This window comes from Thermoflavimicrobium dichotomicum, assembly GCF_900114055.1.
Lineage (GTDB): Bacteria > Bacillota > Bacilli > Thermoactinomycetales > Thermoactinomycetaceae > Thermoflavimicrobium > Thermoflavimicrobium dichotomicum.
Genome location: NZ_FORR01000005.1, coordinates 46,236 through 70,898, shown reverse-complemented (window position 1 = coordinate 70,898; position 24,663 = coordinate 46,236). Strand labels below are relative to the sequence as shown.

Sequence of the window (24,663 nt, the reverse complement as noted above, 5' to 3'; positions counted from 1 at the left end):
TTCCCCCAGCCTTGATTTCATTTCAGATGGTCTATTCTAACATATTCGATCTTTTTCGGGCAAATAGACTGTTCGGTTTGTACCATATTTTTCAGGGAAGCTATATTTTATTGGCTGGAATCGGAATTATGTATTATCTACTCCAGAAGTAGCTTCAGCCAGAATACGATCTCCCTTGCTGGTCGGTTGGGAAATGACCAAAAATTCAACGGGTTCGTCTGAAACATTCATCATTTGATGCGGAACCCGTGGTGGTACCTCTACTCCCTCCTGCTCTTCGAGTTGAATCACTTTTCCATCGATTTCAATCGTTGCTTCTCCTTTCAAAACAAAGAAAAACTGCCTGGCCCATTCATGATAATGCCGGACTTCAGATGTATGCGGAGGCATATGTTCATGAATAATGCTCAAGTCCTGTCGTTTCATCAGATACCAACCATCACAATCATTCCCCCATTTATAATGTTCTGCGATCTTCTTGCTGATCTTCATCTGTATCATCCTCTCCCTTTTCTTTATTCGACAATAATTGTTCGGTTCCAAACACAAAACCTCATCTTTCAAGATGAGACCAGCTTGTTGACAAAGTATCCGTTATATGCCGGTTTTCCTTTTCCGTTTCACTCCCGTTGCTTAAATACAAGCAATAAGTCGTTCAACTGGAAAAGGAAAACCGGGTTTGTCAACAGCCTCACCTCATCTTTCGAGATGAGGCTTTTTTATTCCTTTATCACAAACTCGTTACCTTCTGGATCTTTAAAAATAGCAAATGTCCCCCATCTCATCTTTTTGGGCTCTTCCTTAAACTCTACACCATTTGCCTTTAACTTTTCATAGGTTTGTTGAATATCTTGACAAATAAATACAATGGATGGCTTGAACTCCTGCCAGTTGGGCATCACGGACTTAGGGTAAAGCACCAGACAGGTTTCAGCCCCTGATGGCGCAACTTCCAACCAATTTCCTGCAGGTCCCATGCTTTCATTTCTTCGTACCTCAAAGCCCACCTTGTCTCTCCAAAATGATAACGCTTCTTCCTGATTATCAACATAAACCGCAACAGTCGCAATCTGTTTGATCATTCTTTTCACCCGCATTATAAAAATTTACAGCCATGGTTACTTTTCATAACAATTATTATCTCCTATACTTAAGAAAATATTAAGATTTGAGCTTCGTTGATTTTAAGAATTAAATCGTATTGTATTTGGCAGGATACAAAAAAAGGAGTGATATTGATGCAATCGTTTATTCATAGACTTCAATTTTTTTCACGCTTTATACTATCTCCTCGTACCATCGGGAGTATCACGCCGAGCTCAAAATATTTAGTCAATGCTTTAATCAAACCGGTACCCTGGCACGAAATTGATACCATTGTGGAGCTGGGAGCGGGCACAGGAGTGGTAACCGAACACATCGTGAAAAAGGCAAAACCTGCATGTAAAACCATTATTTTTGAATTGGATGCTCAACTCCGTCAGTCACTTCAGGAAAGATTTCCCCATCATATCCATTGCATGAATGCGGAAAAGATGTCAGATGAATTGAGACAGTTAGGAGTGGACCAAGTCGATTGTATTATCTCGTGCTTGCCTTTTGCCTGTTTTTCACCAGAAGTAAGAAATCAGATTCTGGATGAGGTACAAAAAGTGCTAACACCCGATGGACTATTTATTGCATACCAATACTCTTTACAGATGAAATCTACACTTCAAAACCGTTTTCAACAAGTAGATATCCATTTTGTCCCTTTCAATCTACCACCTGCTTTTGTATACACCTGCCGTTATCTTAAAAATAGATAAGGAGTTTTCATCATGGGAGTGGAGCAACTTTTATCTTGGGTTTCAGCATATGGATATTGGGCCTTATTCTTTTGCTTATGGCTCGGAATTGTCGGCTTGCCGATTCCTGACGAAGTGATTGTGATGACAAGTGGATTGACTTCTTCATTAAATCTATTGAAACCTATTCCTGCTTTTCTTCTTATCTATGTAGGAGTCATTTCTGGCCTAACACTTGGATACATCATCGGAAGAGCGCTGGGTGTCACTGTCCTGGATCGGCTATTCCACAAAGAAAAATGGCAAAAGTACCGTAAACGTTCTGAACAGTTGATCCAACGTTATGGAAGTTATGCTCTTTGTCTCGGTTACTTTCTACCAATCATCCGTCATTTACTACCCTATTTAGTAGGCATCCATCGCATGCCTTATTACCAATATGCCCTTTTCTCCTATACAGCAGGGCTTGTGTGGACTGGCCTTTTTTATTGGCTCGGCTATCAATTCGGTCATTCCATTGACTTTATTGCCCAAATCATTCAAAAATGGGGTATGATCGCACTGGGAATCATTATGCTTCTGGCCATTCTATTTTCGTTCGTACCAAAAACACAAATAAAGAAAGAGGCAAAAAAGGGGTAGGTTTCACATGAATTACCAACCAATTGTTTTAATTGTCGATGATGATGAAGAGATCCGACAGTTGCTTCAACTCTATTTGCGCAATGAAGGTTACAAGATTCTCCAAGGCTCTACTGGAAAAGAGGCTCTCGCTCTTGCCCGGATACATCGTGTTGATCTAATTGTACTCGATCTCATGATGCCGGATATGGATGGCATCGCGGCTTGCATCAAAATTCGTGAAAAATATCAGATGCCGATCATTATGTTAACGGCAAAAGCCAGTGATATGGATAAAATTCATGGATTAAGCATCGGAGCAGATGACTATGTCACCAAACCATTCAATCCATTGGAACTTATTGCCAGAATCAAGGCCCATCTTCGACGGTATCACCACTTCCAACCTGCTGAAGCGAAAAAAGATGTGATCCAAATTCAACATGTTTCGATCCATACTACCACAAGGCAAGTCATGGTGAATCAAAGGGAAGTTCAACTCACCCCAAGGGAATTCGATATCCTGGTTCTGCTTGCACAGCATCCCGGCGTGGTATTCAGTTCGGAACAAATTTACCAGCAAGTTTGGAAGGAACCGATGTTGACCTCCAATAATACCATTATGGTACATATTCGAAAAATTCGAGAAAAAATCGAGTTGGATCCGAGACGGCCAACTATTATCCAAACGGTATGGGGAGTCGGGTATAAGGTACAACCAACACGAGCCCAAGATCCTCATGCTTAAACCATTATTTTCAAAAATCGGAAGTATCGTTCACTATCTCTATGAAAAATTCTCAAGCAGTCTACGATGGCAGTTTATTGGAATCATCCTGATCTGTACACTAATCGCTGCCTTGGCTGGCATGATCGCCAGCAATATTGCACCGACTACTTATCAACGCTATTACTATCCAACCAAAGCAGAATTGGAAATGGAGTTAAAATCACTTGCTTCGATCATTCAAGTCTCATCATCACAAATGATCCATCACCATTTAAACCATTTTGCCCAGCAAGAGAAAAAAGTGCGAATTATCACTCCGAATGGGCTGGTTATCGATCGATCCAACAACACAACCGAATCCCATATGGATTTGAGCCAGATCCTTGTAAAAATCGCACATCAAGACAATTTTCCAACTGATCTGCCAGAATGGAAGGAAATCTACGCTCTATATCCAGTGGAAATTCATAAAAAAACCCATTTTCTGGTGGCTAGTGTCCAATCCAGCGGAGCATTACAGACCTATCAAACAGGCAATCCTTTCTATCCTTTTGTTGTATCTCCATTATCATTTATTTTGACCTATATCTTTCTTACCAGCAAAAAATTAAAACAACTGAAAAACGTGTCTGAAGGGATGCAAGAAATCGCCAATGGCCATTTTCATTTCCGCCTCCCAGCCAAAGGACAGGATGAAATCAGTGTTTTAGCCATGCATATCAATCAAATGGCAGAAAAGCTGGAGCAAAACAGAGCAAAAGAAAAGCGAATCGAACGAGAGCGTACAGAATTGATCACAAGCCTTTCCCATGACCTGCGTACGCCCCTTACATCTATCATCGGCTATTTAAAATACTTGCTGGATCAACCTCATCTATCGAAAGAGGAAATGAGAACCTATGCGGATATTGCTTTGGCAAAATCGGAAAAACTCAAGCAGATGATTGACAATTTGTTTGAGTATACAAAACTGACTCATCATGAAATCAAATTGAATAAAGAGCTCATTTCTGTTAACGAACTGGTCAATCAGTTGATTGAAGAAACATTTTTGCTAAGCGAACTCGATGAATTAAAAGTGGAAAGAAATTTGACGGATGAGCAACTGCTGATCAATGCCGATCCTCTTTTATTGGTAAGAATGCTGGAAAATCTCTTTCAAAATGCGGTCCGTTATGCGAAGAGACCTGGAAAAATCATTATTGTAACTGCAAAAAATGAGAATACAGCACTGATTCAAATCAGTAATTCGGCTGAACCGATTGACCTGGAGGTTTTCAGACATTTATTTGACATGTTCGTCACCGGTGACAAAGTTCGCTCCAAACATGGATCTGGCATTGGTTTGTCCATCGTCAAACGAATTATAGAACTACATCAAGGAACAATCCAGGCCGACCAACAAGAAGGATTCATTACTTTTTCCATTCATTTTCCACTGGCCAAATGAAGCACAACTTGCCTATCTTCGTTGTGCTTCATTTTCTTTTACCACGATTGATTATGGATCGTATTGTATTCTTTATTCAGGCTGTGCATGACTCATCCGAATCATGGAAAAAGATACCGTTGATGAAGCCAAAGCGTAATACAATTTCCACAAAGATGGAGTCAGACGTAATTCTATTTTGGCTTCCACTAGCCGCTGCAATAAGTCTCCTACCGGCTCAACGGTTAAAGGTCGCACTTCTTGATGTGAAACATAATAGCCAGCTGTTTCATCAATGCATTCAAATGTTTCACCAGGTAACTGATACACATACAGTTTGGTTTCACGAATTCGGCTTAACCAGTTACTTTCTACGGCAATAATTTTTGCTGCAGAAGTATGGGAGAAAAAACGTTCCTTGTCATTCGATGATGTTGATGCAGTAGCCCAATAAGCAATTCGCGGACAGTCTCGGGGAAAGAAATAGTGTGGTGCGTGTTCTTCATCGATGGCCCAGACCAGTGGCGGATGACTTGGATTGGAGCGTGGAACACGGGGACGAAAAGTAGAAATAGTGGGATCTTCACTAAAATGATATAAATTCATTCCTCGCACCCCTTTAATCCTTAATAGTGGGAATTATAATATAACTTTTATGTTCAGAAAACGTAAATACCCATCTACCAAGGTGTTAAATATCACCTTTATCCTGTCTGAAAAATAATTTCTCCTTCATCTCCCGGAAATACCAGATTCTCTTTCCTCTTTCATCGTTTTCGATCTCATCACACAGACATGAGCCTACATGCATAAAATGTAGCTGATCCAATCTGCTGTAAGCTTAAATGAAGGAGAAACCTTATGAATGAATATCCACATCAATCATTAACAACTTCACAAATGATTACGATCATCCGATATGGTTTACCCAAAACATCCCATCCGCAAAAGGTAATTGTTGCTGGAGCGGGAATGGCTGGTCTTGTTGCAGCTTCCCTGCTAAAAGACGCAGGGCATGATGTTACCATTCTTGAAGCGAGCAACCGGGTTGGCGGACGAGTTTATACCTTACGCGCCCCCTTTACCAAAGGACATTATCTCAATGCTGGTGCGATGCGCATTCCACACATCCACCCATTAACATGGGAATACATCCTTGACCACTCCCCATGCGTAAACGCTTGGGATTCTTGGGTAATCCCGTCCACTGACAGGAAGTTGACCAAGCTAACCCCGTGGGCCCCACGGTTAAACAGTTTGAGTTGCTACGTCACAGGCTAGACCTACTGCTTGGTTTTCGCTTTTCAGTCTAGCCAGTCCATACACATAGCATTTTACGTGCAAGGTGATTGGCTTGCACAACCCTATATGCTATCCACTTGTCAAGGAGCAACTAACTGTAGTTTAACAGTGGAACATTTAGTTGTAAATACTTTTCTGAAAACATGTCAGACTTGCGAGAGGGCTAATGCCCTCCCTCGTCCGACGCTCGCTCTCATCCCCATAGCTGAAGCTAAGGGGTTTTCTCGCTCGCTTTTTATAAATTCCGCTTGCCTACCAACGTGTTTCAAAATATCACGCCACATGATCAGTTATGCTGGTGCCTTTTCGATGTTTAAACCGGAACAAGAAATAGATCTTTTCCCTTATATTCAGTCCATCGAAGGAAGAGTACACTTTGCTGGAGAACATACTTCAACCGCACGTTCTTGGATTCAGGGAGCCATTGAATCAGGAGTTAGAGCAGCTTATGAAGTCAATCTGACAAAATCTCCATAGATGTATTGAAAAGAAAAAGCCACAGGGGTAACCTGTGGCCAACAGACAATGATTCATTTGATATCCAATCACAATTTAAGAATTTCATCTTTTAGGCGTTCGGATTCCGTACCGAAAACAATTTGAACACTGCCCTGTCCTGGTTTAATAATACCAGCGGCTCCCAGCGATTTTAACCCTTTTTCATCAACCTTATTTGGATCATGTAAGACCAAACGCAGACGGGTAATACAAGCATCAATATCTTTAATATTCTCTTTTCCACCAATATATTCGACTATTTTTGTTGCTTTCTCACTCAAAGGAGAAGTTGCACCATCCACTTTTTCTTCCCTCTCTTCGGCAACATCATCGTCTTCACGTCCAGGCGTTTTGAGGTCGAATTTGATAATAAGAAAACGGAACAAGAAGTAGTATACGATTGCAAACGCCAGACCAATTGGAATCAACCAGAGTGAGTTTTTCCCAATGGGGATACTGAGCACGAAGTCAATCAATCCTGCAGAGAACGTAAACCCACTATGAATATCCAATGCTGTAGTGATAATTCCAGCTACTCCCGTTAAAATCGCATGAATCACATATAATACAGGTGCAACAAACATGAATGCGAATTCAATCGGCTCCGTGACACCCGTTACAAAAGCAGTGATCGCTGCACTAATCAAGATCGATGAAACCAGTTTGCGTTTTTCTGGTTTGGCTGTATGAATCATCGCCAAACATGCAGCAGGTAAAGCAAACATCATAATCGGGAAGAATCCGGTCATAAACATGCCAGCATTTGGATCTCCAGCAAAGAACCGGTTTAAATCTCCTTGAACCAGTTTACCTGTTTCAGGATTGACAAAATCACCAATTTGGAACCAGGCAATGGTATTTAAAACATGATGAAGCCCCAGAGGAATGAGCAAACGGTTAAAGAATCCAAATAATCCGGCTCCAATGGCTCCTTGACTTACGATCCAGTTACCAAACGCACTTAAGGCATCTTGGATCGGGCTCCAAATCATTCCGACCAATAACCCGATAATGACCATATAAATCGACGTAACAATGGGTACAAATCGTTTGCCGCCAAAAAATCCTAACCAATCTGGCAGCTTGATATCGTGATATTTTTTATAGAGATAAGAAGCAACGCCTCCGGCCAAAATCCCACCGAGTACACCCATTTTTAATTCTGCTTTATCGGGAATAAAAGGAAACATGAGTGGAACTTTAGCCAGCATATTGATGAGTACAAAGTGCGCAATCACTGCTGCCAAGGTAGCAACAGCGTCGCGCGCAAATCCAATCGCAATCCCTATCGCAAATAGTAGCGGTAAATTATCAAAAATGGCTCCTCCACCAGCGGCAAGGATCGGTGCAACGTAATGATTAAGGAATCCACCAACGGTTTCTCCCATTTTAAACTGCTCTACATAGTCAATGGCACCAAAACGGATCAAAAGGCCCGCCGCTGGCAGTGCGGCAATGGGTAACATTAAGGACTTACCCACTCTTTGTAAAAAGGCTAACATGAACACAGCCTCCTTGTTTTCTCCCTTTTTAAGGTAAGCGTTGAGACAAATATTGTTGAACCTCTTCTACTGTATTTAGGTTCAACACATGATCCGCCACTTTTTTGGCTTCTGTAAAAGAAGTGGAACGAATGCGCTCTTTAATCTGCAGGATATTTGCAGAAACACTAAACTCATCCAACCCCAGGCCAAGAAGTAGTTCTGTTGCCAATGGATCTCCAGCCATTTCTCCACACATGCCTGTCCAAATCTGATGGCGGTGTGAGGCATCAATCACCATTTTAATGAGTCGCAGGACAGCCGGATGGAAGTAGTTATAAAGGTGTTGGATCCGTTCATTCATCCGATCTACAGCCAAGGTATATTGAACCAGGTCATTGGTTCCGATGCTGAAAAACTGTACTTCTTTGGCAAGAGCATCTGCAATCAGACAAGCACTTGGCACTTCAATCATAATGCCAACTTCAACATTGGGGTCAAAAGCAATCCCGTTCTGTTTCAGTTCTGTTTTTACTTCTTCCAGTATGCTTTTGGCCTGACGAACCTGTTCTACATGCGAGATCATCGGAAACATAATCATTGCTTTACCAAATGCACTGGCCCGTAGAATGGCACGCAGCTGTGTTTTAAATAAATCTTTTCGATCGAGGGAGATACGGATCGCTCTCCATCCCAGGAAGGGATTCATCTCTTCCGGAAGACCCAAATAAGGAAGATGTTTATCTCCACCAATATCCAGCGTACGGATAATGACAGGCTTTCCATCCATTTTTTTCACGACTTCAGCGTAAGCCTCAAATTGTTCCTCCTCAGAAGGCAGATCTTCACGATCCATGAAGAGAAACTCACTGCGAAATAACCCAATTCCATCTGCACCACTGGATACAACTGCATCCACTTCTTGTGGTCTACCCAAGTTGGCCTTTAGTTTTACTTGCCGTCCATCGGTTGTTTCAGCTTTCAGGTCACGCAACTGTTCCAACTGTTTTTTCCGTTTTTTCTCTTGTTCCAATTGTTTTTTATAATTTTCCAATGTTTCTTGGTCAGGAGAAATCCAGATTTCTCCGGTTGTACCATTCATAATCAGTTGGTCTCCCGTTTGGATCCGACCGTCCAGACTTGCTTCAATGCCCATCACAGCCGGGATTCCCAAAGAGCGTGACAAAATGGCAGCGTGGGATGTTTTACCACCTTTTGCCGTAATAATACCTTGAACGAATTCACGTGGTAACTGCACCGTTTCTGATGGAGCCAAATCATCTGCCACGATAATGACAGGTTCATCAAACTGGAAGCGCCCATCATCGGCACGACCGGTTAATAGATGGATGAGCCTTTTTCCGACATCCTGGATGTCAGTCGCTCTCTCCCGCATATATTCGTTATCCATCGCTTCAAAGATTTGAACATAATGCTTGACTACTTGCTGCACAGCCGTTGCCGCATCCACCAGTTCCGTTTCAATTTTTCTTTTCATTTCTCCCACAAAATCAGGATCTTGCAAAAAAGCGAGGTGAGCCATCATGATAGCTGCTTTATCTTCTCCGACGCTTTCTAACATTTGCTGATACAATTCATTAATTTGCTCCGATGCTTTTTCAATGCTTTGATCCAAACGTTGAACTTCTCTTTCTACTTCATCTGCAACGATTTTTACTTCCTCAGAAGATTCGACATTTCCACTCCATACTACTGCTTTGGCAATAGCGATTCCTTGAGAAGCTGGGATTCCTTGTAATTTCAATTCGATTCACCTCTCCATTTCAAATTCCCAATCGATGTTCTTGTAAAACGCTTTCACCCTATATTTCTGGTGAAGGGCAAATCTTTTAACAAATAAGCTACTTCTGAAGTAACCAAAACTGAAACATTTGGATGAAGCTGCAAGATCGACGCAGGAACTCTTGGGTCAACCACGCCGGAAAAAAGTGATTGTACTGCTTCTGCCTTACTCTCGTCATTGGCCAGAAGAAGAATGTGTCTTGCTTTCATAATGTTTCCGATTCCCATCGTAATGGCTTGGCGCGGGACTTCCGATTTATCCTGAAAGAAACGAGCATTTGCTTCAATGGTTCGTTCTGTCAATTGAACAATATGTGTACCCATGACAAAGACATCCGATGGCTCGTTGAAACCAATGTGACCATTTGCTCCAATACCAAGAATCTGTAAATCTATAGCCCCAATTCGTTGTAATTGGATTTCATATTCTTCACAAGCCTGCTTTGCATCCTGAAAAATACCGGAAGGAAAATGGATTTGACTCTCTTGAATGCCCACTTGTCCAAAAAGATGATCCCACATGAACCGATAATAACTTTGTGGATGATCTTTCGCTAACCCCACATATTCATCCAAATTAAATGTTTGAATCCGCTCGAAGCTCACCTCCTTATTATGGTACATGCGTACAAGCTCTTGATATAAGCCTAAAGGCGTACTTCCTGTGGCAAAGCCAATAACCGAATCAGGCTTTTGCTGTATCTGCCTGGCCACAATCTGGGCTGCCTGTCGGCTCATCTCTTCATAATGATCGCATACCATCCATTGAAACAAGGCTCCTATTCCTCCCGATAGACTACTTTTCCATTAATCATGGTTAACTGTGCGTCAAATACATGCGAGAAAACCACTACATCTGCATCTTTACCTACTTCCAAACTTCCTTTTTTCTCTGCCAGTCCAAGTTTTTCTGCTGGAGCTGTAGCGGCCATATAGACTGCATCGGTAATCGGGATCTGCAATTGTTCGACCAAATTTCGAATCGCACGATTTAAGGTTAAGGTACTTCCTGCCAATGTTCCATCTTCAAGGCGAGCGATACACTTGTTCACATAAACTGTCTGCCCACCTAATTCATAAACTCCATCCTCCATCCCAACGGCTTCAATGCCATCACTAATGAGCAGGAGTTTCTCCCGTCCTTTTACTTGATAAGCCAGTTCCACAGCGTTTGGATGGGAATGAATGAAATCAGCGATAATGTCACAGGTCATATCCTTTTTGGTCAGTGCTGCACCAACCACACCGATTTCCCGATGATGCAATCCTCTCATGGCATTATATAAATGGGTAAAATGAGAGGCACCACATTCACAGGCTTGATTGACTTGCTCCAATGTAGCATCAGTATGCCCGATCGAACAAATAACTCCCCGCTGGCTCAAATTGGAAATCACGGGTAAAGCTCCGAAAATCTCTGGGGCAATCGTTACCACCCGCAATTGATCGCCAGCTATTTCCAACAATTTTTCTGCCTGTTCCAGGGAAGGTTCCATGATATCTTCTTCTTTTTGTGCACCTTTATATTTTTTGTTAATCCAAGGGCCTTCGAGATGAATGCCCAAAATTTGCGCATACTCATTCGCTGTCTCTGTAAAATGGACAATATTTTGCACAACCCGATAAATCTTGTGAAGTGGTGCTGTCATCGTCGTCGGCAGAAATCCAGTGACTCCATATCGACACAGGCTTTTACTGATCGCTTCTAATGCCTCAAATGTGGCATCCATTACATCATGGCCTGCATTTCCATGAATATGAAAATCGATCAATCCGGGACAGATCCAGGAATCGGGATAGTGAAAAACAGCTTCATCCCCTGTTCTGGAATACCTGTGTTCTTCACCAACGAATACAATTCGTGCTCCCTCAACAACTACAATCCCTTGAGGAATCACCTTATCCTTTTGTACCACATTTCCTTTGAATAAGGTTTTCATTTTTTCTCACCACTATTTCAGTAGAATGTGTAAAACCTTATCTTCACCCGCCTGTACATTTCCCTCTGCCAAGACCTTCTGTTCGGCGACAACCTCACCATTGGTGATGACAACCGGTGTCGAAGTGGAATAATTCGCATTCCTGATTACTTCCATGTCAAATCCAAGCAATTTCTGCCCTTGTTTGACTTGGTCTCCCAATTGTACAAAAGCTTCAAATCCTTCTCCTTTCAAATTCACCGTATCCAATCCAATGTGAATTAAAATTTCCAGTCCCCCTTTTGTTTGAAGACCAATCGCATGTTTGGTTTCGAACAGATGAGCGACCGTTGCATCGACAGGAGCCACCACAACGCCTTGCTCTGGAACAATCGCCAATCCGTCCCCAGCCATTTTATTCGCAAATACAGGATCCTCTACCTGTTCGAGCGGAATCACTTTTCCTGTGATCGGTGCAACCAATGTAACTTCTTTTTTATTCTTCAACCATTTTTTCAACATCTTGTTCACTCCGTTCCACATGTCCACCTTTTAATTCGTTCAAACGGTATAAATGCATTGCAATGTATCCCAACTCATCTTCTATAACGCTTACATTTAACCGCTCGGAAATCAGCTCACCAATCCCTTTGGCGATGCGAAATTCATGATGCAGATCGGTTTTTATGTGATCCAAAAAGGGGTGTTGGATCGTCTTTTGTTGGCGGATTCTTTCCAATACAAATCGCAAGTGCATAATCAAGCGAATATATTCCATGCTTCCTTTTTGGATTTCAACGGCCATTTCTTTCTCGATCTTGTCCACAATCTCATATATGACAGATGTCAACTGAACCGTTTTGGATACAGGATAATTGCTGATGGCTGAATGAATATGCAATGCTAAAAAGCCCATCTCACTTTCTGGAATCACAATATCAAAAGCACGACTGATCAGTTCAGCCGCTTTTTTAGCTAACGAAAATTCTTTAGAATACAATACTTTGATCAAGAAAAGAAATGGATTCGTGATTTCCAAACCATTGCGCAATCGATCCATGGCAAATTGGATATGTTCAGGCAGGGCGACATGAATATGTTCGTTTATTTCCGCCTTCAATTCCTGACTGATCAAGGCGATAATTTCTTCTGATATACCAATGACAGCTTGGTCAATATGATTCATCAGATTACGATACTTTTTGGCATGCGTTTCATCTTCCAAACGAAATTTTTTTTCAATGCGCGGGTCCGAGAGTGAAATCGTATTTCCGGCTTTTTGTCGAAAGCCTATTCCTTTCCCTAGCAAAACAATTTCGCTGCCTGCAGGTTCTTTCACCCACACGACATTATGGTTTAACACACGAACGATCACATAATCATTCCCGTCCGTCATAAAACATCACCAGATTTCTATATAAATTCCTCTTTCATTATAGTATTTGCCATCCAAAATGAAAAAAAGCCAAAAAAGACCTGTTATACAGATCCTTTTTCGGCTCATGCCTGCATTACCAGTAACACGCCCTACTCATTCTATTGTCGTTTATTAATATAATGTTAAGATCTGTTTCTTGTCAACATGCGCATTTTGTAAAGTAACAAGCGGATATGATAGAATAATTTGTTTAATAGAAAAGTTTATTTACTTGTTATTTTTCACCGAAACAGGCAATTGGGATGATATTTAACTGATGGTTTTATTCATTTGTCTTGCTTCTTCGGCCGCACGAAGAACCTTTTCCAGCGAACTGCCGCAACCAGATTGAACAACAGCTGTATAGGCCCCCTCTACCAGTGGAGCATTGGCTATTTTCACATTTTCGCTATTCTCCATCCACTCCAATGCGATTTCCGTCTGCATGAGAGAACTGCCCAAATCAAATAAAACCACAACACCCTTATCCGAATATACGGATTCAATCGCTTCCTTGATCTTCTGGGCACTTGTCCCCAACCCATCTTCCTCATCGCCACCAGCCACTGCGATGGGAACAGAAGGCTGAATTTGCACCAAGAGTTTTTTTAATCCAGTGACTAGTTCCAAACTATGTGATACTAGTACAATTCCTACAAAACTCATGACATTACTCCTTCATTTCCATTGTTTGGCACAAGGCAGCAAATAGATAATAAGAAGAAACAGCTCCTGGATCCCTATGTCCAATCGAACGAGCACCTAGAAAAGCGGCTCGGCCTTTTTTAGCTTCCATTGATTCCGTCGATTTCATTTGCTGGTAAACAAAACGTTCTACCTCTTTCCACGATACTGTTTCTGTCTCCCTGGCCAAGTAATCAGCCAAAGGCAACCAAACATCCAACATCGTCTTATCCCCAAGTCCTGCTTTTCCTCTTGCCTGAATGCCATTGGCTCCGGCTTCAATCCCTTGGACAAACTCTGGATAAGTAACCGATTGCTTTCCTTTCCAGGCTGTGGCCATCCGAACAAACGCAGTTCCATAAAGGGGTCCAGATGCTCCACCGACTTTCGCGATCAAAGTCATGCCAATCTCTTGGCATAATGCCCCCAGATCTTTTCCTTCATGTGCATCCAGTTTTTGAACGACAGCTTCAAAGCCTCTAGCCAAATTCACGCCATGGTCCCCATCGCCAATCGCCTGATCCAGTTCCGTCAATTCATTTTTATGTTGCTGGATTTTTTCATGAGCGAATCGAATCCACTTGAGGAATTGTTCAACCGATATCACTGATATGCCTCCCCTTTACAAAAATGCCGTCTGAAAGCCCACGGTTTGAATCGGAGGATGAAAGACGGCGTTGCTCGGTAATCCCTTCAGGGGATTGCTTAGAGCAACAATTTTCTATATAATCAAACATACGAGCGGTGCTCATCCTACTGGTAGTAGGTCGAATGTTCCTGTGGACGTCATGGTACGAGGTTCTGGTAGCGAAAGGTCTCCTACCAGGTAAAACCATGAGAGTGAATGAAAGGAACTAGCATACTGGTAACAGGTATGCCGCCCATGTGGGTACATGCGGTCCAGTGCCGTAGAACTGCATGGGACGGGGTGATGACACACCCCTGAACTTGGGCGTTGTCCGAAACAGAAATGGACTGAGGGCGCTAACGACCCAAGAATCCCACGGCTTCAGTCGTGTGGAGTGCAATTATGACCAAGCAATGGTTTGTGCAGGAGCATCAAGCAGCTCCGTCAATTGATCATCCAACTTAAGCAGGGTAACCGAGCAACCAGCCATTTCCAACGAAGTCATGTATTCTCCCACAAATGTTTTATGAACCTGGATCTGTTTCTCCTGAAGAAGCTTGGCTACCTTCCGATTCACAATATACAATTCCATGAGCGGAGTTGCACCCAGTCCATTGATCATGACCGCAACTCTTTCCCCTTCTCGACAAGGCATATCTTCCAATATATAGGAAACCAAGGTACTGGCCACCTCATCCGCACTGGCTATTTTGGTCCGATCAATACCTGGTTCCCCATGAATACCCATGCCCATTTCCATTTCGTCTTCGCCAATCTCAAATCCTGGTTTACCTACAGCCGGGATCGTGCAAGGGCTGAGAGCCATCCCCATACTTCTTACACGACTGATCACTTTTTCCGCCACTTTCTGAACTTCATCGAGAGAAGCTCCCTGTTCAGCGAGTGCTCCTGCAATTTTATGAACAAAAACCGTTCCGGCAATACCCCGCCTTCCTACCGTGTAGGTACTATTTTTTACCGCAACATCATCATCCACTATCACTTTCTTGACCTGGATTCCTTCCGCTTCAGCCAATTCCATAGCCATTTCAAAATTCATGACATCCCCTGAATAATTTTTAATGACAAGAAGCACACCTTTGCCACGGTCCACCGCTTTAATCGCTGCCAGCAACTGATCTGGTGTGGGCGACGTGAATACTTCACCAGCAACGGCCGCATCTAACATGCCTGTACCGACAAAGCCGCCATGAGACGGCTCATGTCCGCTTCCACCCCCACTAACCAGCGCCACTTTTTCTTTTGATAAATCGGCCCGTACCAACACATGAGTATCTGGCAATTTTTTCACTATTTGCGGGTGAGCGAGAGCCATTCCTTCAATCATTTCCTGAACCACATATTCAGGATGATTAATCAGTTTTTTCATCCAAAGCACTCCTTTTCCCATCAAGTATAAACAGCTCTATCATTCGCTATATGATTATTAATTTTTATAATTCAACATATTTAGTATATCATAATCCCAATTGATATTTGACAAACCTTCTTCTCCTATAAAAAGTTTTTGGCGATGATGACTGTAAGTATCGCACTAAATAGAATCTTTCAAGCATAAAATATCCCTTTAACCTATATGTTTTATATTGTTGAGTGACTTGTATGTTTTTAGAACAAAGGGGAGAATCCTCATGAAAAATAAAAATCATTCACAACCAGATCTGTCTGCGATTCAAGGTCACATAGATGAAGTATTGGGAGAGAATTTTTGGAACAATTTATATCGAATGATTCCAAAAAGAGGGCCTAATGTTGATCTGTATCAAACGGATTTGGAAGGTGTCATTATCGCTGAAATACCAGGTCTGCAATCTCCACAAGATATAAAGATTTCCATCGATGCAAATCAATTGGTGCTAGAGGGGCAAATCCCCTACCCCTATCCCATCCCCACAGATCAACTTCTGATCAATGAACGTTTTCTCGGTTCATTTAAGCGAGTCATACAGATCCCTTTTAGCTTCACAACCGAAACGATTACAGCTGATTACAGGTCTGGTTTGTTAGAAATACGTTTACCCAAACTGAACCATCACGTAGATGTCTCGATCCAATTTGATGAAGAATAATAAACTTTGTCAACCACTAAAAACAGGGATGGCAAGATCACTGTTCCTTTTTTATTGCCATATTTTTGATCCACTGCTCCCAAAACCCTCAACTGAAAGGCAACGGATCCGCCATAGAAGAATGGACTTCTGACGGGATGTACAACCGACATACGTGCGAATTTGTGAATACATCGACTGTTATTTATAGATGAAAGGAGAAAGTTTTCATGGAAAGACGACCTAAGAATTGCCCTTCCGATTATGTACCTGTACCACAGCCTATAAGGGATGATGGTGCCGGTGGGATCGATCTCGGTCCGCGGGACGTGATGCGCGATCTTGAGAACCCTGACATGCTAGTTCCACCGGCCACCGACGCCGGATCGATCCCTAACTTGAAGTTCTCTTTCTCCGACACCCATATGCAGTTAAATCACGGCGGCTGGTCGCGGGAAGTGACAGTTAGACAGCTGCCGATCGCAACAACGCTAGCAGCGGTGAACATGTATCTGACGCCGGGCGGTGTGCGTGAGTTACATTGGCATCAGCAAGCGGAATGGGCCTACATGCTTTGGGGCCGCGCACGGATCACTGCAGTCGACCAGGACGGGCGGAACTTCATTGCCGATGTTGGCAGGGGCGATGTGTGGTACTTTCCCCCTGGAATTCCACACTCGATTCAAGGGCTGGATGAAGGCTGCGAGTTTTTGCTCGTCTTCGATGACGGCAGCTTTTCCGATCTCAACACCCTCTCCATCTCCGATTGGTTCGCGCACACACCGAAGGATGTGCTGGCGGCAAATTTTTGCGTACCGGAAAGAGCCTTTGCCCACATCCCGACGAAACAGCGATACATTTTCCAAGCAGAGGTGCCAGGCCCGCTGGAAAGCCAGGAGGTATCGAGTCCTTACGGTACTGTGCCAAAGAGCTTCACACACCGGCTGCTTGCACAGGAGCCGATCATAACACCGGGCGGGACAGTGCGCATCGTCGATTCCACCAACTTCCCCATTTCGACCACAATTGCGGCGGCGCTGGTAGAAGTCAAGCCGGGCGGCATGAGGGAAATGCATTGGCATCCGAATAACGACGAGTGGCAGTATTACCTTGCGGGTACGGCGCGCATGACGGTGTTCGCGGCGAATGGCGTGGCCCGAACTTTCAATTACCGGGCTGGTGATGTAGGATACGTACCGTTCGCCTTCGGGCACTACATCCAGAACACCGGCGATCAAAGCCTGTGGTTTCTGGAAATGTTCAAGAGTGACCGGTTTGCCGACGTCTCACTGAACCAGTGGATGGCGCTGACTCCTCGGGAGCTGGTAGAGGACAACTTGCATGTAGGACCAGAGCTGATAAACGTACTGCGAAAGGAGAAATGGCCAGTCGTCAAATGCAAGCAAAGATGAAAGCGATAGTGGAAAATGAGTCCATACGATCAAGGAGCGACCGTATTATAGGGTAGCTTTCCATCACTTCTCATAAAAGGTATTTCTTCCAATTTGCTTGCAAAGGGTAGTGATTGTTGCATGACTTGTTGAATATATTTTTGTAAATCCATTTCATTCATCTGGAAAAAACTTTGATTCTTCAATTTATCTAATATGTGAGTTGTCTCAATTGATTTAAATGATCCCAAAGGTTATTCATCTTGCTCACTCCTTTTATGAACCTAAGACAGATATTTCGATTGGAAGTGATTGATATGGTTCAAATTCGGTATAAAGAGTTAATTATCAACACCATTACCAGTTCATCCGGCGTATTTTCAGGTGATAATGTCCTGTATCGATTCGTTTCCAAACAGAAAACAAATGAATGGTGACCAAGTTCAGTTTATACATAATAGCGGCATCGTGATCGATACAGATGTATTGGATATGATCGAAGGAATCAAAACAGAATTCATTGGATATTGAAGAGCTCAGTGGTGCACTGAATTTGGGAAATAATTTTGGTGCTTCACCTAGAGATAGCAAAAAAATAATGAAGAAAAATCTGACAACACAAGAAAAAAACAAGGAACTCATAAAATTCAGAAGCAAAATGAGTTAAAAAATCAACAGACTGAAGGATTTACCATGAAAAAAAGTCGTTCTGGCTTTTCCGTTTCAATGAACAATTAACAGAGGGAGGGATAAGATGTCATCTGTTTTCTCCCCCAATTTTGTTATTGGCACCATTCGAATTAGAACGATCGAAGGTGCTTCTTGTTTAAACATGGGAAACAACTGGCCCACTCATTTTGAAAGCTATAAAAAACATAACCAAGGTTTTGGAACCATTACCGGAGACAATTTACGCACATTATTAGATGATAAAGATGCCATTGATATGATAAACTTAGATGATGAAGATGAAGTGCCTGACTGGTTAAAAGAGATGATCCTTTCTCGCTTGAAAGACCATCACGATCTAGATGATAAAGAGATGAGTTCCTCCAGTACGGTATGATCGCTTGTGTGGAGTTCAAAACATAAGCGTCACCTTCTCTGGAGGAATTTTCTCATCTGTTGCCGGCGATTCATTCCCTTTGTTATTGTTTTCATTTTTTATATTAAGCATATCGTAGAGATCATGATCATAAACAACATGGATATTGTGAAGTACAGAAATTTCGTCCCCGCAAATAACCCCACTACCTGAATTTGTTTTTTCGCGCGAACTCCAATTCATCTGTGTATTGGAACCGACAAAAATCCCTGAACAATTCGAAATCAAATGTACATGGATCTGATTAAACTGGATATGAACCATTTTTGTATTACCCATTAGGCACCTCTATATCTGAACATTCGGTTGAGGATTGTTCAACTCTGGTTGAGAGATTTTTGTGTCAATCACATCTTGATCATTAATGATATTCAAGTTGCTGGCAGTGAAAACAACCCCAACATTAATCCCTTGTCCAAATAGGCTTTTCCCTGTCGTTGACCAATCTGACTGATTATTCTGACCCGTTGTAACAGCAGAGTTAAATTCGACGGAGTTGACATTGATTTGGTTAAAAATAATTGTAGCTGGCATACCGTTTCCCACCATCCTTAGGTACAACCTATGCCCAACATTTTATAATAGGATATTCGTCTAGACTGATTTGGTGATTATCGATAAAAATATTGGAAAAGATGATTTCCATCACCAAGTGTTATTGACAAAGCGCCTATGCGCCTACTCGTCGGTTTATGAATTTTGTTTTGCGAATAGTCTCTATAATCCCTTAAAATCGCCGATATTCTACAAGTAAACACCGGGGATTTTAATGGTCAGCTTTAATATCACAAGTTTACGAAGTGACATTGACGCTTGACCATAAAATAATCCCCGACGCCAGCATTAATCATACGCGAACATTCTTGCAAAATAGTCTGCGAATTGGAGCCATAGTTAAGAGTTGCCCAGCTATTATGCTACTTGTAGACGTGGCTTTATCGTACTTCCAGACTTTTCCCATCAAGCATAATCAGGTCTATCATTCGCTATATGATTATTAATCTTTATCATTCAACGTATTTAGTATATGATAATCCCAGTTGATTCTCTATAAAAAGTTTTTGGCGATGAACACTGTAAGTATCGCACCAAATATGACATACATGATGTGTAAACGAAAAAAGGCAAGACAGCCAGCTATCAAGCCTCCAAGCAAGCCAATTAAAGGTTTCCCTTGTTCAATCGACAAAATCCCTGGAAAAATCAAAGCACCTAACGCCGCATACGGAATGTGATTCAACCATTGATTTGCCCAACGTGGCAAACTGACTCGTCCCACAATCCAGATGGGTAACCAGCGGGGAATCAACGTTACAAGGGACATCCCGATAATGACCCAAATGAGATCATTCATCATTTTTCCTCCTCCTGACCAAAGAAAATACCGATGGAGCTGCCAATGATGGTTGCCAGAATAATGGACCAGCCACTACTTAAAAACAGGCTGAACAGGCTGTTCAATCCCATACTGATGACGGCAATCATCCCCAATTTCCATTTGCCACGGATCGCCGGTACCAACAGACCAATAAACATGGCATACAAAGCAATCGACATACTGGTACTAATGCTTGGAGGAATCATATTTGCCAAAAGACCTCCGCACAATGTACCCAATACCCATGTGAAATAAGCAGTAGAAACAAGTCCAGCAATATAAAACGGATGCATTTGACCCTTGGTTAACGAAGCGACTGCAAAAGTTTCGTCCGTAATGCCAGATGAAATAACGATTTTCCATTTCGTTGAAAAGTCTTTCAAACGATTCATCAGTGACAGTCCCATTACAAAATGTCTAAAATTCAGTACAAAAGTAGCGAAGACAATCTCAATCATGCCTGTTCCAGCTGCAATCATGCCAATGGCCATAAATTGACTGGCTCCAGCATATACCAAAGCAGACATACATACGGCTTGCCATACTGAAAGTCCCATTTGTTGTGCCATCACACCAAAAGCAACCGCAATGGGCAGGTAACCAATGACTAATGGCATCGCAGCCATCATCCCTTTTGAAAATTCGTGTTTTTTGGACTGAATGGCTTCCTGCGCATGACTACTCATGTTTCTTCAGCTCCATTCATCAAATGTTCAAATGTATATTAAAATTTACTTTTGGATAATTATAATGTACAATCCAAACAAAATACAACCATGGATTGAATCGAAAGAGGGGAGATCAGGTGAATTCGTATCATCCGTTTGAAGATAAAGCATTGGGAAAAAAGATTGGGGAAAAGTTACGTCAGATCCGAATCAACCGGGGATTGAGTATGGAAGCGCTCGCAAAACAGATTCAGATTAGCAAGCCAACATTGGGACAAATCGAGCGAGGAGAAGCCAATCCTACTTTATCTGTCCTATGGAAAATTGCTCATGGTTTGTCTATTCCGATTACTTCATTATTAGCAGTCGAAAATGATGTAGCCATCGCCAGGAAGAATGAAGGTTTGAAGTTGACCAGCCAGGATCAGGCATTTGTGGTTGAGCCTTTATTTACCCATCCACCCAATTCCTTTGAATTGTATCGTGGTTATCTAAAACCTTATGGCGAATATCAATCCGAAGCACATCCTGCAGGTGTGATTGAAATGGTTACCGTAATGACAGGAAAACTCGTTATTGAACTGGAAGGAAAAAGATATGAGCTAGACGAACATGATTCCATTCGTTTTTATGCTGATTGCCATCATAAGTATATCAATCCTACTTCTCATCCTGCGATTTTACACTTTGTCATTGCCTATCATGGATCCATGGCAAATCAGACATTACTCTTCTCCAAAAATAAATAAAAGACCCAGCTCGTCGCCGGGTAATCATTTATGGTTTTCTTGCGATAAGGACATTTGCGGCATGCTGATGTGGAATTCCACTTGAATGACAATCAAAAATCCATTCATCACAGTCAAGGACTTTCCAGTCTCGGTAATACTCCTGGAGTTCGTCCCTTTGATAAAGATATTCATTCCTCCCCCAATCTGGAGCAATCTCTATATCAGGGTGTTCAATAAAAGCAAATAATACATGCAACCCTCCAGAAACGGTTCGTTCCTTGAAGTGCTGAAACTGTTTGAACCGGTTATGGGGGACTAAATATTGTAACGCCCCAATCGAGTACAAAATATCGATCGAATTTTCCAAACACAGAGAGTTGAGATCTGCTTCCTGTACAGACACCGACACGTTTTTTTGCTCTGCCAATCGTAGCGTTTTCATCAACCCCGCCGACGAGATGTCGACTGCCAATACATCCAGTCCCTGCTCAGCAAAATAAACACTGTCTCTTCCCTCTCCAGCACCCAAATCTACCAGCTTTAACCCCTTTGCTTTATCCTTTGAAATAAACTCAAACACTCTTTTAGCCAAACGATTCGGCTGCTTTCCCCAATAATATTCCTCCTGTTCATAGAGTGCTTGCAACTGTTCACGATCCATCTTTCTTCCTCCCGACCTTTTATCTTGACGTAAACAGAATAATCGTTATCGTAACGGAAAGGTCAAGAAAAGAAAAACAAAAATGCTAACCTTTTCATTCGGCTAGCAAAGACTGGTTTAAAAGCTTGTATCTTTTTGTTCATTTGAGTCCCAAAGTGAAACATCGCGCGCTGTTTCATTCTTCTTTTCCCAATATCTTTTCCAATTTCTTCTTCATCGCCAGGCGTTCATGATCAAATAACCCATTTCTCATTTGATCCATCAATTGCTTTTTGGTAATCTCTCCCATCCGATAGAGGCGATTTAACTCATGTCTTACTTTTTTCGGAACCAAACCCATCCTGAATAACTCCTTTCCTATTGATATCCATTAAAATCAGTGGATACAACAATTTAGAAAACAGGACAACACGTTCAATCTCAATTTTTTCATATGCATCTACCGGTTTTCCGGTTAGAGACAAAACCCCTATACACGTTGATTTATCTTGCCCAATACTTAGTGGTACAGACAATATGCTACGATATTGTTTACTTGAGTTCATTTTTCGATCATACTCAGCCTGTGAATCTTCCACATCTGGAATATAGTAAACTTCATTGTTTCGCCAGGCTCTTCCCGCCGCGCTTCCATATATAGGTGGCTCATATTCCTTAATACGGTGGGAATGACCACCGGAATGAGCATAATGAACAAGTACATCCTCTTTTTCCGGATGTGGAATGTGAATGACAATTCGCGGATTTTTCTCCCGGTAATCTCTTAAGGTGTTGATCAGATAATCCAGTACATTATCATAAATATCGTCTTTATTTACCAAAAAATTTTCTTCATCCACAAGAGCAGCCGCCACCTCTTCAGCTGTATACATAATCTGTGACATTGTATAGGTTTCATCTGCATACTTTTCATCCAACTCTATATATAGCTTTTTAATTTCATTGATTTCCTTATTTAACTTTTGGATCATTCGGTCTTTTTTATTCACTTGTTTCAGAAGCAATTCATTTTCTTGAATCAGTTTGGAAATCTGGCTTTCCAACTCTTCTCTTTCCTTTAGGGACAGCTCGGGAATATTTGGATCTTCGATCTTTTGCCCAAGCCAGTTAATTTCTCCACGCCATAAACGAAGTAAATAAATAATAAAAAGAAACACAAGTCCCACAGCCACAAAATAGCTTAAAAAATCATAAAACCAACCACCACTCGCCTCCAACTGTTCAAAAAACTCCAGGATTCCGGAAAAATCCATCCGATAACCCCTTTCATTATAATACGAGGCAGAATGTTCGCAATAATATCATAATATCTTTTATCTATGATATAATCAACTCTTTTTCTGAAAAAATGTGTAAAGAATATAATAGAGAGAATCCTGAAAATATGGATACGTTTCTCCCGGGCTTCGGGATGGGTTTCTTCCTCCGTGACGACTTCTGTACCATCACAGTCACTCCGAAAGGAACCCATCCCTCTGATGGTGTTGCTCAGTCTTTTTCTACAAGCGGTGTGTAAAGCCATTTACATATATAACTATTTTTTATATGAATACTTTACTCAGCAATTAGCAAAAATAAGCGTTGTAAAAAATATGAAGGAGTGACTTTCTCACATGACAGTCGGTACAAAGATTCAACAAACCATTGCAAACGCAGAAGGCATAGTTGCTAACCTGAAATCCTTTGCTTTGGACACAAATAATCAGCAAGCCAAACAGATGTATAATCAATTGGCACAACAAATGGATGGCATCGTTCAGCAATTGAAATCACGTGAACAACAAGTGATGAGCGAAGAACCTCAATACAATGAATAAACAGCGGGAGCACTCTGCCTCAAAATGGGCAGAGTGTTTTTCAACTTCGGTATTATATGATCAATAGACCAATGAGGAAACCCTGATCTTCATCCCGCTATTAAATGTTAGAATTTTCAATCTCATATCCTCTTTTTATCAAGAGTCACTATAGTAGAAACGGGGTCACCAACTGTTTATCCGCCTATCTATTTGAATGAATAATACTAACTTGTTAAAATAGAATAAAAAGGAGGAACGCCTATGAATTTTTCCAAACTATTAGAAAAATACCGTGAGGATCACCAGCATCCCGTCAATCAAGCGTTGCATTTCATTGGTATCCCGATGATTATTTTCTCCCTCATCTATGTTTTCTTTAACTGGAAAATAGCCCTCATTTTATTTATCGTTGGATGGATTTTCCAATTCGTCGGGCATTGGTTCGAAGGTAAAAAGCCAACCTTTTTCTCTGATCCCAAATTTTTGATTATTGGACCGATTTATTTTGCAAAAAAACTTTTTAAAAAAATCTTTTCCCGGTCTTAAATCAATCTATTTCCAA

At 41.8% G+C, this 24,663-nt stretch carries 29 protein-coding genes and 2 pseudogenes; 12 read left to right on the top strand and 19 right to left on the bottom strand.

What is annotated here, in order from left to right; genetic code table 11:
• Window positions 1–126 precede the first annotated feature (126 nt).
• The gene (locus BMZ78_RS07085) at window positions 127–492 is read right to left on the bottom strand and encodes a cupin domain-containing protein (RefSeq protein WP_093229125.1); all 366 of its coding nucleotides are present in this window, start codon (window positions 490–492) and stop codon (window positions 127–129) included.
• Window positions 493–719: 227 nt separating this feature from the next.
• The gene (locus tag BMZ78_RS07080; protein ID WP_093229124.1) at window positions 720–1,082 is read right to left on the bottom strand and encodes a VOC family protein; all 363 of its coding nucleotides are present in this window, start codon (window positions 1,080–1,082) and stop codon (window positions 720–722) included.
• A 156-nt stretch (window positions 1,083–1,238) separates the two neighbouring features.
• On the opposite strand from BMZ78_RS07080, the gene BMZ78_RS07075 reads away from it, so the two are divergent.
• Genes BMZ78_RS07075 through BMZ78_RS07060 form a run of 4 tightly spaced genes read left to right on the top strand, consistent with a single transcriptional unit; the run spans window position 1,239 to window position 4,588 of the window.
• Window positions 1,239–1,808, top strand: coding sequence for a class I SAM-dependent methyltransferase (locus BMZ78_RS07075; RefSeq protein WP_093229122.1), 570 nt, complete (start codon window positions 1,239–1,241; stop codon window positions 1,806–1,808).
• A 12-nt stretch (window positions 1,809–1,820) separates the two neighbouring features.
• On the top strand, window positions 1,821–2,429 hold the full coding sequence (locus BMZ78_RS07070; protein ID WP_093229121.1) for a DedA family protein: 609 nt from the start codon (window positions 1,821–1,823) through the stop codon (window positions 2,427–2,429).
• 7 nt (window positions 2,430–2,436) lie between these two features.
• Window positions 2,437–3,156, top strand: a complete 720-nt coding sequence (locus BMZ78_RS07065; RefSeq protein ID WP_093229119.1) for a response regulator transcription factor — start codon at window positions 2,437–2,439, stop codon at window positions 3,154–3,156.
• A complete protein-coding gene (locus BMZ78_RS07060; protein WP_093229118.1) occupies window positions 3,149–4,588 on the top strand; it encodes a HAMP domain-containing sensor histidine kinase in 1,440 nt (479 codons plus the stop codon). The genes BMZ78_RS07065 and BMZ78_RS07060 overlap by 8 nt, the downstream gene beginning before the upstream one ends.
• 72 nt (window positions 4,589–4,660) lie before the next feature.
• Here the strand turns inward: BMZ78_RS07060 and BMZ78_RS07055 are convergent, their stop codons facing one another.
• On the bottom strand, window positions 4,661–5,173 hold the full coding sequence (locus BMZ78_RS07055) for a DUF6886 family protein (RefSeq protein WP_093229116.1): 513 nt from the start codon (window positions 5,171–5,173) through the stop codon (window positions 4,661–4,663).
• A gap of 255 nt (window positions 5,174–5,428) precedes the next feature.
• Between BMZ78_RS07055 and BMZ78_RS07050 the strand changes: the two are divergent.
• Window positions 5,429–5,722 (top strand): annotated as a pseudogene (locus tag BMZ78_RS07050) (flavin monoamine oxidase family protein); the annotation flags it as partial.
• 405 nt (window positions 5,723–6,127) lie between these two features.
• A pseudogene (locus tag BMZ78_RS19100) lies at window positions 6,128–6,346 on the top strand (FAD-dependent oxidoreductase); the annotation flags it as partial.
• A 68-nt stretch (window positions 6,347–6,414) separates the two neighbouring features.
• Here BMZ78_RS19100 and nagE read toward each other — a convergent pair.
• The 9 genes from nagE to dhaK form a co-directional block, all read right to left on the bottom strand.
• Window positions 6,415–7,869, bottom strand: coding sequence for an N-acetylglucosamine-specific PTS transporter subunit IIBC (gene nagE / locus BMZ78_RS07040; RefSeq protein WP_093229114.1), 1,455 nt, complete (start codon window positions 7,867–7,869; stop codon window positions 6,415–6,417).
• Between the two features lie 28 nt (window positions 7,870–7,897).
• The gene (gene ptsP, locus BMZ78_RS07035) at window positions 7,898–9,613 is read right to left on the bottom strand and encodes a phosphoenolpyruvate--protein phosphotransferase (protein ID WP_217644997.1); all 1,716 of its coding nucleotides are present in this window, start codon (window positions 9,611–9,613) and stop codon (window positions 7,898–7,900) included.
• Between the two features lie 53 nt (window positions 9,614–9,666).
• Complete coding sequence (gene nagB / locus BMZ78_RS07030; RefSeq protein ID WP_341849629.1) at window positions 9,667–10,425, bottom strand: glucosamine-6-phosphate deaminase; 759 nt, start codon at window positions 10,423–10,425, stop codon at window positions 9,667–9,669.
• 5 nt (window positions 10,426–10,430) lie between these two features.
• On the bottom strand, window positions 10,431–11,591 hold the full coding sequence (nagA, locus tag BMZ78_RS07025; RefSeq protein ID WP_093229112.1) for an N-acetylglucosamine-6-phosphate deacetylase: 1,161 nt from the start codon (window positions 11,589–11,591) through the stop codon (window positions 10,431–10,433).
• A gap of 12 nt (window positions 11,592–11,603) precedes the next feature.
• On the bottom strand, window positions 11,604–12,092 hold the full coding sequence (locus BMZ78_RS07020; protein ID WP_093229111.1) for a PTS sugar transporter subunit IIA: 489 nt from the start codon (window positions 12,090–12,092) through the stop codon (window positions 11,604–11,606).
• Complete coding sequence (locus BMZ78_RS07015; protein ID WP_093229109.1) at window positions 12,067–12,966, bottom strand: PRD domain-containing protein; 900 nt, start codon at window positions 12,964–12,966, stop codon at window positions 12,067–12,069. The genes BMZ78_RS07020 and BMZ78_RS07015 overlap by 26 nt, the downstream gene beginning before the upstream one ends.
• Window positions 12,967–13,257: 291 nt before the next feature.
• Window positions 13,258–13,653: a dihydroxyacetone kinase phosphoryl donor subunit DhaM gene (gene dhaM, locus BMZ78_RS07010; protein WP_093229108.1), complete on the bottom strand. Its 396-nt coding sequence runs from the start codon at window positions 13,651–13,653 to the stop codon at window positions 13,258–13,260.
• A gap of 4 nt (window positions 13,654–13,657) precedes the next feature.
• On the bottom strand, window positions 13,658–14,278 hold the full coding sequence (gene dhaL, locus BMZ78_RS07005) for a dihydroxyacetone kinase subunit DhaL (protein ID WP_093229106.1): 621 nt from the start codon (window positions 14,276–14,278) through the stop codon (window positions 13,658–13,660).
• Between the two features lie 421 nt (window positions 14,279–14,699).
• The gene (gene dhaK, locus BMZ78_RS07000; RefSeq protein ID WP_093229105.1) at window positions 14,700–15,689 is read right to left on the bottom strand and encodes a dihydroxyacetone kinase subunit DhaK; all 990 of its coding nucleotides are present in this window, start codon (window positions 15,687–15,689) and stop codon (window positions 14,700–14,702) included.
• Between the two features lie 262 nt (window positions 15,690–15,951).
• Here dhaK and BMZ78_RS06995 point away from each other — a divergent pair, with 262 nt between their 5' ends.
• The 3 genes from BMZ78_RS06995 (at window position 15,952) to BMZ78_RS06980 (ending at window position 18,825) form a co-directional block, all read left to right on the top strand.
• Window positions 15,952–16,389 (top strand): Hsp20/alpha crystallin family protein, encoded by a 438-nt coding sequence (locus tag BMZ78_RS06995; RefSeq protein ID WP_093229103.1) that lies wholly within the window; start codon window positions 15,952–15,954, stop codon window positions 16,387–16,389.
• 209 nt (window positions 16,390–16,598) lie between these two features.
• Window positions 16,599–17,780: an oxalate decarboxylase family bicupin gene (locus tag BMZ78_RS06990; protein ID WP_093229102.1), complete on the top strand. Its 1,182-nt coding sequence runs from the start codon at window positions 16,599–16,601 to the stop codon at window positions 17,778–17,780.
• A gap of 733 nt (window positions 17,781–18,513) precedes the next feature.
• Window positions 18,514–18,825, top strand: a complete 312-nt coding sequence (locus tag BMZ78_RS06980) for a hypothetical protein (protein WP_093229098.1) — start codon at window positions 18,514–18,516, stop codon at window positions 18,823–18,825.
• Between the two features lie 15 nt (window positions 18,826–18,840).
• Here the strand turns inward: BMZ78_RS06980 and BMZ78_RS06975 are convergent, their stop codons facing one another.
• The 4 genes from BMZ78_RS06975 to BMZ78_RS06960 form a co-directional block, all read right to left on the bottom strand.
• The gene (locus BMZ78_RS06975) at window positions 18,841–19,143 is read right to left on the bottom strand and encodes a hypothetical protein (RefSeq protein ID WP_093229097.1); all 303 of its coding nucleotides are present in this window, start codon (window positions 19,141–19,143) and stop codon (window positions 18,841–18,843) included.
• 9 nt (window positions 19,144–19,152) lie between these two features.
• A complete protein-coding gene (locus BMZ78_RS06970; protein WP_093229095.1) occupies window positions 19,153–19,398 on the bottom strand; it encodes a hypothetical protein in 246 nt (81 codons plus the stop codon).
• Window positions 19,399–19,912: 514 nt separating this feature from the next.
• Window positions 19,913–20,221 (bottom strand): AzlD domain-containing protein, encoded by a 309-nt coding sequence (locus tag BMZ78_RS06965; RefSeq protein ID WP_341849628.1) that lies wholly within the window; start codon window positions 20,219–20,221, stop codon window positions 19,913–19,915.
• The gene (locus BMZ78_RS06960) at window positions 20,218–20,928 is read right to left on the bottom strand and encodes an AzlC family ABC transporter permease (RefSeq protein WP_093229093.1); all 711 of its coding nucleotides are present in this window, start codon (window positions 20,926–20,928) and stop codon (window positions 20,218–20,220) included. Before BMZ78_RS06960 ends, BMZ78_RS06965 begins: the two co-directional genes overlap by 4 nt.
• Before the next feature lie 119 nt (window positions 20,929–21,047).
• On the opposite strand from BMZ78_RS06960, the gene BMZ78_RS06955 reads away from it, so the two are divergent.
• Window positions 21,048–21,659, top strand: a complete 612-nt coding sequence (locus BMZ78_RS06955) for a helix-turn-helix domain-containing protein (RefSeq protein ID WP_093229092.1) — start codon at window positions 21,048–21,050, stop codon at window positions 21,657–21,659.
• A 28-nt stretch (window positions 21,660–21,687) separates the two neighbouring features.
• Here BMZ78_RS06955 and BMZ78_RS06950 read toward each other — a convergent pair whose 3' ends face one another.
• The 3 genes from BMZ78_RS06950 to BMZ78_RS06945 form a co-directional block, all read right to left on the bottom strand.
• A complete protein-coding gene (locus BMZ78_RS06950) occupies window positions 21,688–22,302 on the bottom strand; it encodes a methyltransferase domain-containing protein (protein ID WP_093229091.1) in 615 nt (204 codons plus the stop codon).
• A 175-nt stretch (window positions 22,303–22,477) separates the two neighbouring features.
• On the bottom strand, window positions 22,478–22,642 hold the full coding sequence (locus tag BMZ78_RS18740) for a hypothetical protein (protein ID WP_175482347.1): 165 nt from the start codon (window positions 22,640–22,642) through the stop codon (window positions 22,478–22,480).
• Entirely contained in the window at window positions 22,611–23,555 is a 945-nt protein-coding gene (locus BMZ78_RS06945; protein ID WP_093229089.1) for a GAF domain-containing protein, read from the bottom strand. The genes BMZ78_RS18740 and BMZ78_RS06945 overlap by 32 nt, the downstream gene beginning before the upstream one ends.
• 360 nt (window positions 23,556–23,915) lie before the next feature.
• Between BMZ78_RS06945 and BMZ78_RS06940 the strand changes: the two genes are divergently transcribed.
• On the top strand, window positions 23,916–24,119 hold the full coding sequence (locus BMZ78_RS06940) for a DUF1657 domain-containing protein (protein ID WP_093229088.1): 204 nt from the start codon (window positions 23,916–23,918) through the stop codon (window positions 24,117–24,119).
• A gap of 243 nt (window positions 24,120–24,362) precedes the next feature.
• Entirely contained in the window at window positions 24,363–24,647 is a 285-nt protein-coding gene (locus BMZ78_RS06935; RefSeq protein WP_093229086.1) for an Mpo1-like protein, read from the top strand.
• Window positions 24,648–24,663: the final 16 nt, after the last annotated feature.

Coding starts and splice junctions, on each gene's coding strand:
- BMZ78_RS07015 (WP_093229109.1), bottom strand. CDS start 12,966: ATGACGGACGGGAATGATTATGTGATCGTTCGTGTGTTAAACCATAAT.
- BMZ78_RS06980 (WP_093229098.1), top strand. CDS start 18,514: ATGTCATCTGTTTTCTCCCCCAATTTTGTTATTGGCACCATTCGAATT.
- BMZ78_RS07080 (WP_093229124.1), bottom strand. CDS start 1,082: ATGATCAAACAGATTGCGACTGTTGCGGTTTATGTTGATAATCAGGAA.
- BMZ78_RS07065 (WP_093229119.1), top strand. CDS start 2,437: ATGAATTACCAACCAATTGTTTTAATTGTCGATGATGATGAAGAGATC.
- BMZ78_RS07075 (WP_093229122.1), top strand. CDS start 1,239: ATGCAATCGTTTATTCATAGACTTCAATTTTTTTCACGCTTTATACTA.
- BMZ78_RS18740 (WP_175482347.1), bottom strand. CDS start 22,642: ATGGGTTTGGTTCCGAAAAAAGTAAGACATGAGTTAAATCGCCTCTAT.
- BMZ78_RS07085 (WP_093229125.1), bottom strand. CDS start 492: ATGAAGATCAGCAAGAAGATCGCAGAACATTATAAATGGGGGAATGAT.
- BMZ78_RS06935 (WP_093229086.1), top strand. CDS start 24,363: ATGAATTTTTCCAAACTATTAGAAAAATACCGTGAGGATCACCAGCAT.
- nagE (WP_093229114.1), bottom strand. CDS start 7,869: ATGTTAGCCTTTTTACAAAGAGTGGGTAAGTCCTTAATGTTACCCATT.
- BMZ78_RS07060 (WP_093229118.1), top strand. CDS start 3,149: ATGCTTAAACCATTATTTTCAAAAATCGGAAGTATCGTTCACTATCTC.
- nagA (WP_093229112.1), bottom strand. CDS start 11,591: ATGAAAACCTTATTCAAAGGAAATGTGGTACAAAAGGATAAGGTGATT.
- dhaK (WP_093229105.1), bottom strand. CDS start 15,689: ATGAAAAAACTGATTAATCATCCTGAATATGTGGTTCAGGAAATGATT.
- BMZ78_RS06995 (WP_093229103.1), top strand. CDS start 15,952: ATGAAAAATAAAAATCATTCACAACCAGATCTGTCTGCGATTCAAGGT.
- BMZ78_RS06960 (WP_093229093.1), bottom strand. CDS start 20,928: ATGAGTAGTCATGCGCAGGAAGCCATTCAGTCCAAAAAACACGAATTT.
- BMZ78_RS07020 (WP_093229111.1), bottom strand. CDS start 12,092: ATGTTGAAAAAATGGTTGAAGAATAAAAAAGAAGTTACATTGGTTGCA.
- BMZ78_RS06990 (WP_093229102.1), top strand. CDS start 16,599: ATGGAAAGACGACCTAAGAATTGCCCTTCCGATTATGTACCTGTACCA.
- BMZ78_RS06975 (WP_093229097.1), bottom strand. CDS start 19,143: ATGGGTAATACAAAAATGGTTCATATCCAGTTTAATCAGATCCATGTA.
- BMZ78_RS07070 (WP_093229121.1), top strand. CDS start 1,821: ATGGGAGTGGAGCAACTTTTATCTTGGGTTTCAGCATATGGATATTGG.
- dhaM (WP_093229108.1), bottom strand. CDS start 13,653: ATGAGTTTTGTAGGAATTGTACTAGTATCACATAGTTTGGAACTAGTC.
- BMZ78_RS06945 (WP_093229089.1), bottom strand. CDS start 23,555: ATGGATTTTTCCGGAATCCTGGAGTTTTTTGAACAGTTGGAGGCGAGT.
- BMZ78_RS06965 (WP_341849628.1), bottom strand. CDS start 20,221: ATGATGAATGATCTCATTTGGGTCATTATCGGGATGTCCCTTGTAACG.
- BMZ78_RS07055 (WP_093229116.1), bottom strand. CDS start 5,173: ATGAATTTATATCATTTTAGTGAAGATCCCACTATTTCTACTTTTCGT.
- BMZ78_RS06940 (WP_093229088.1), top strand. CDS start 23,916: ATGACAGTCGGTACAAAGATTCAACAAACCATTGCAAACGCAGAAGGC.
- BMZ78_RS06970 (WP_093229095.1), bottom strand. CDS start 19,398: ATGCCAGCTACAATTATTTTTAACCAAATCAATGTCAACTCCGTCGAA.
- BMZ78_RS06950 (WP_093229091.1), bottom strand. CDS start 22,302: ATGGATCGTGAACAGTTGCAAGCACTCTATGAACAGGAGGAATATTAT.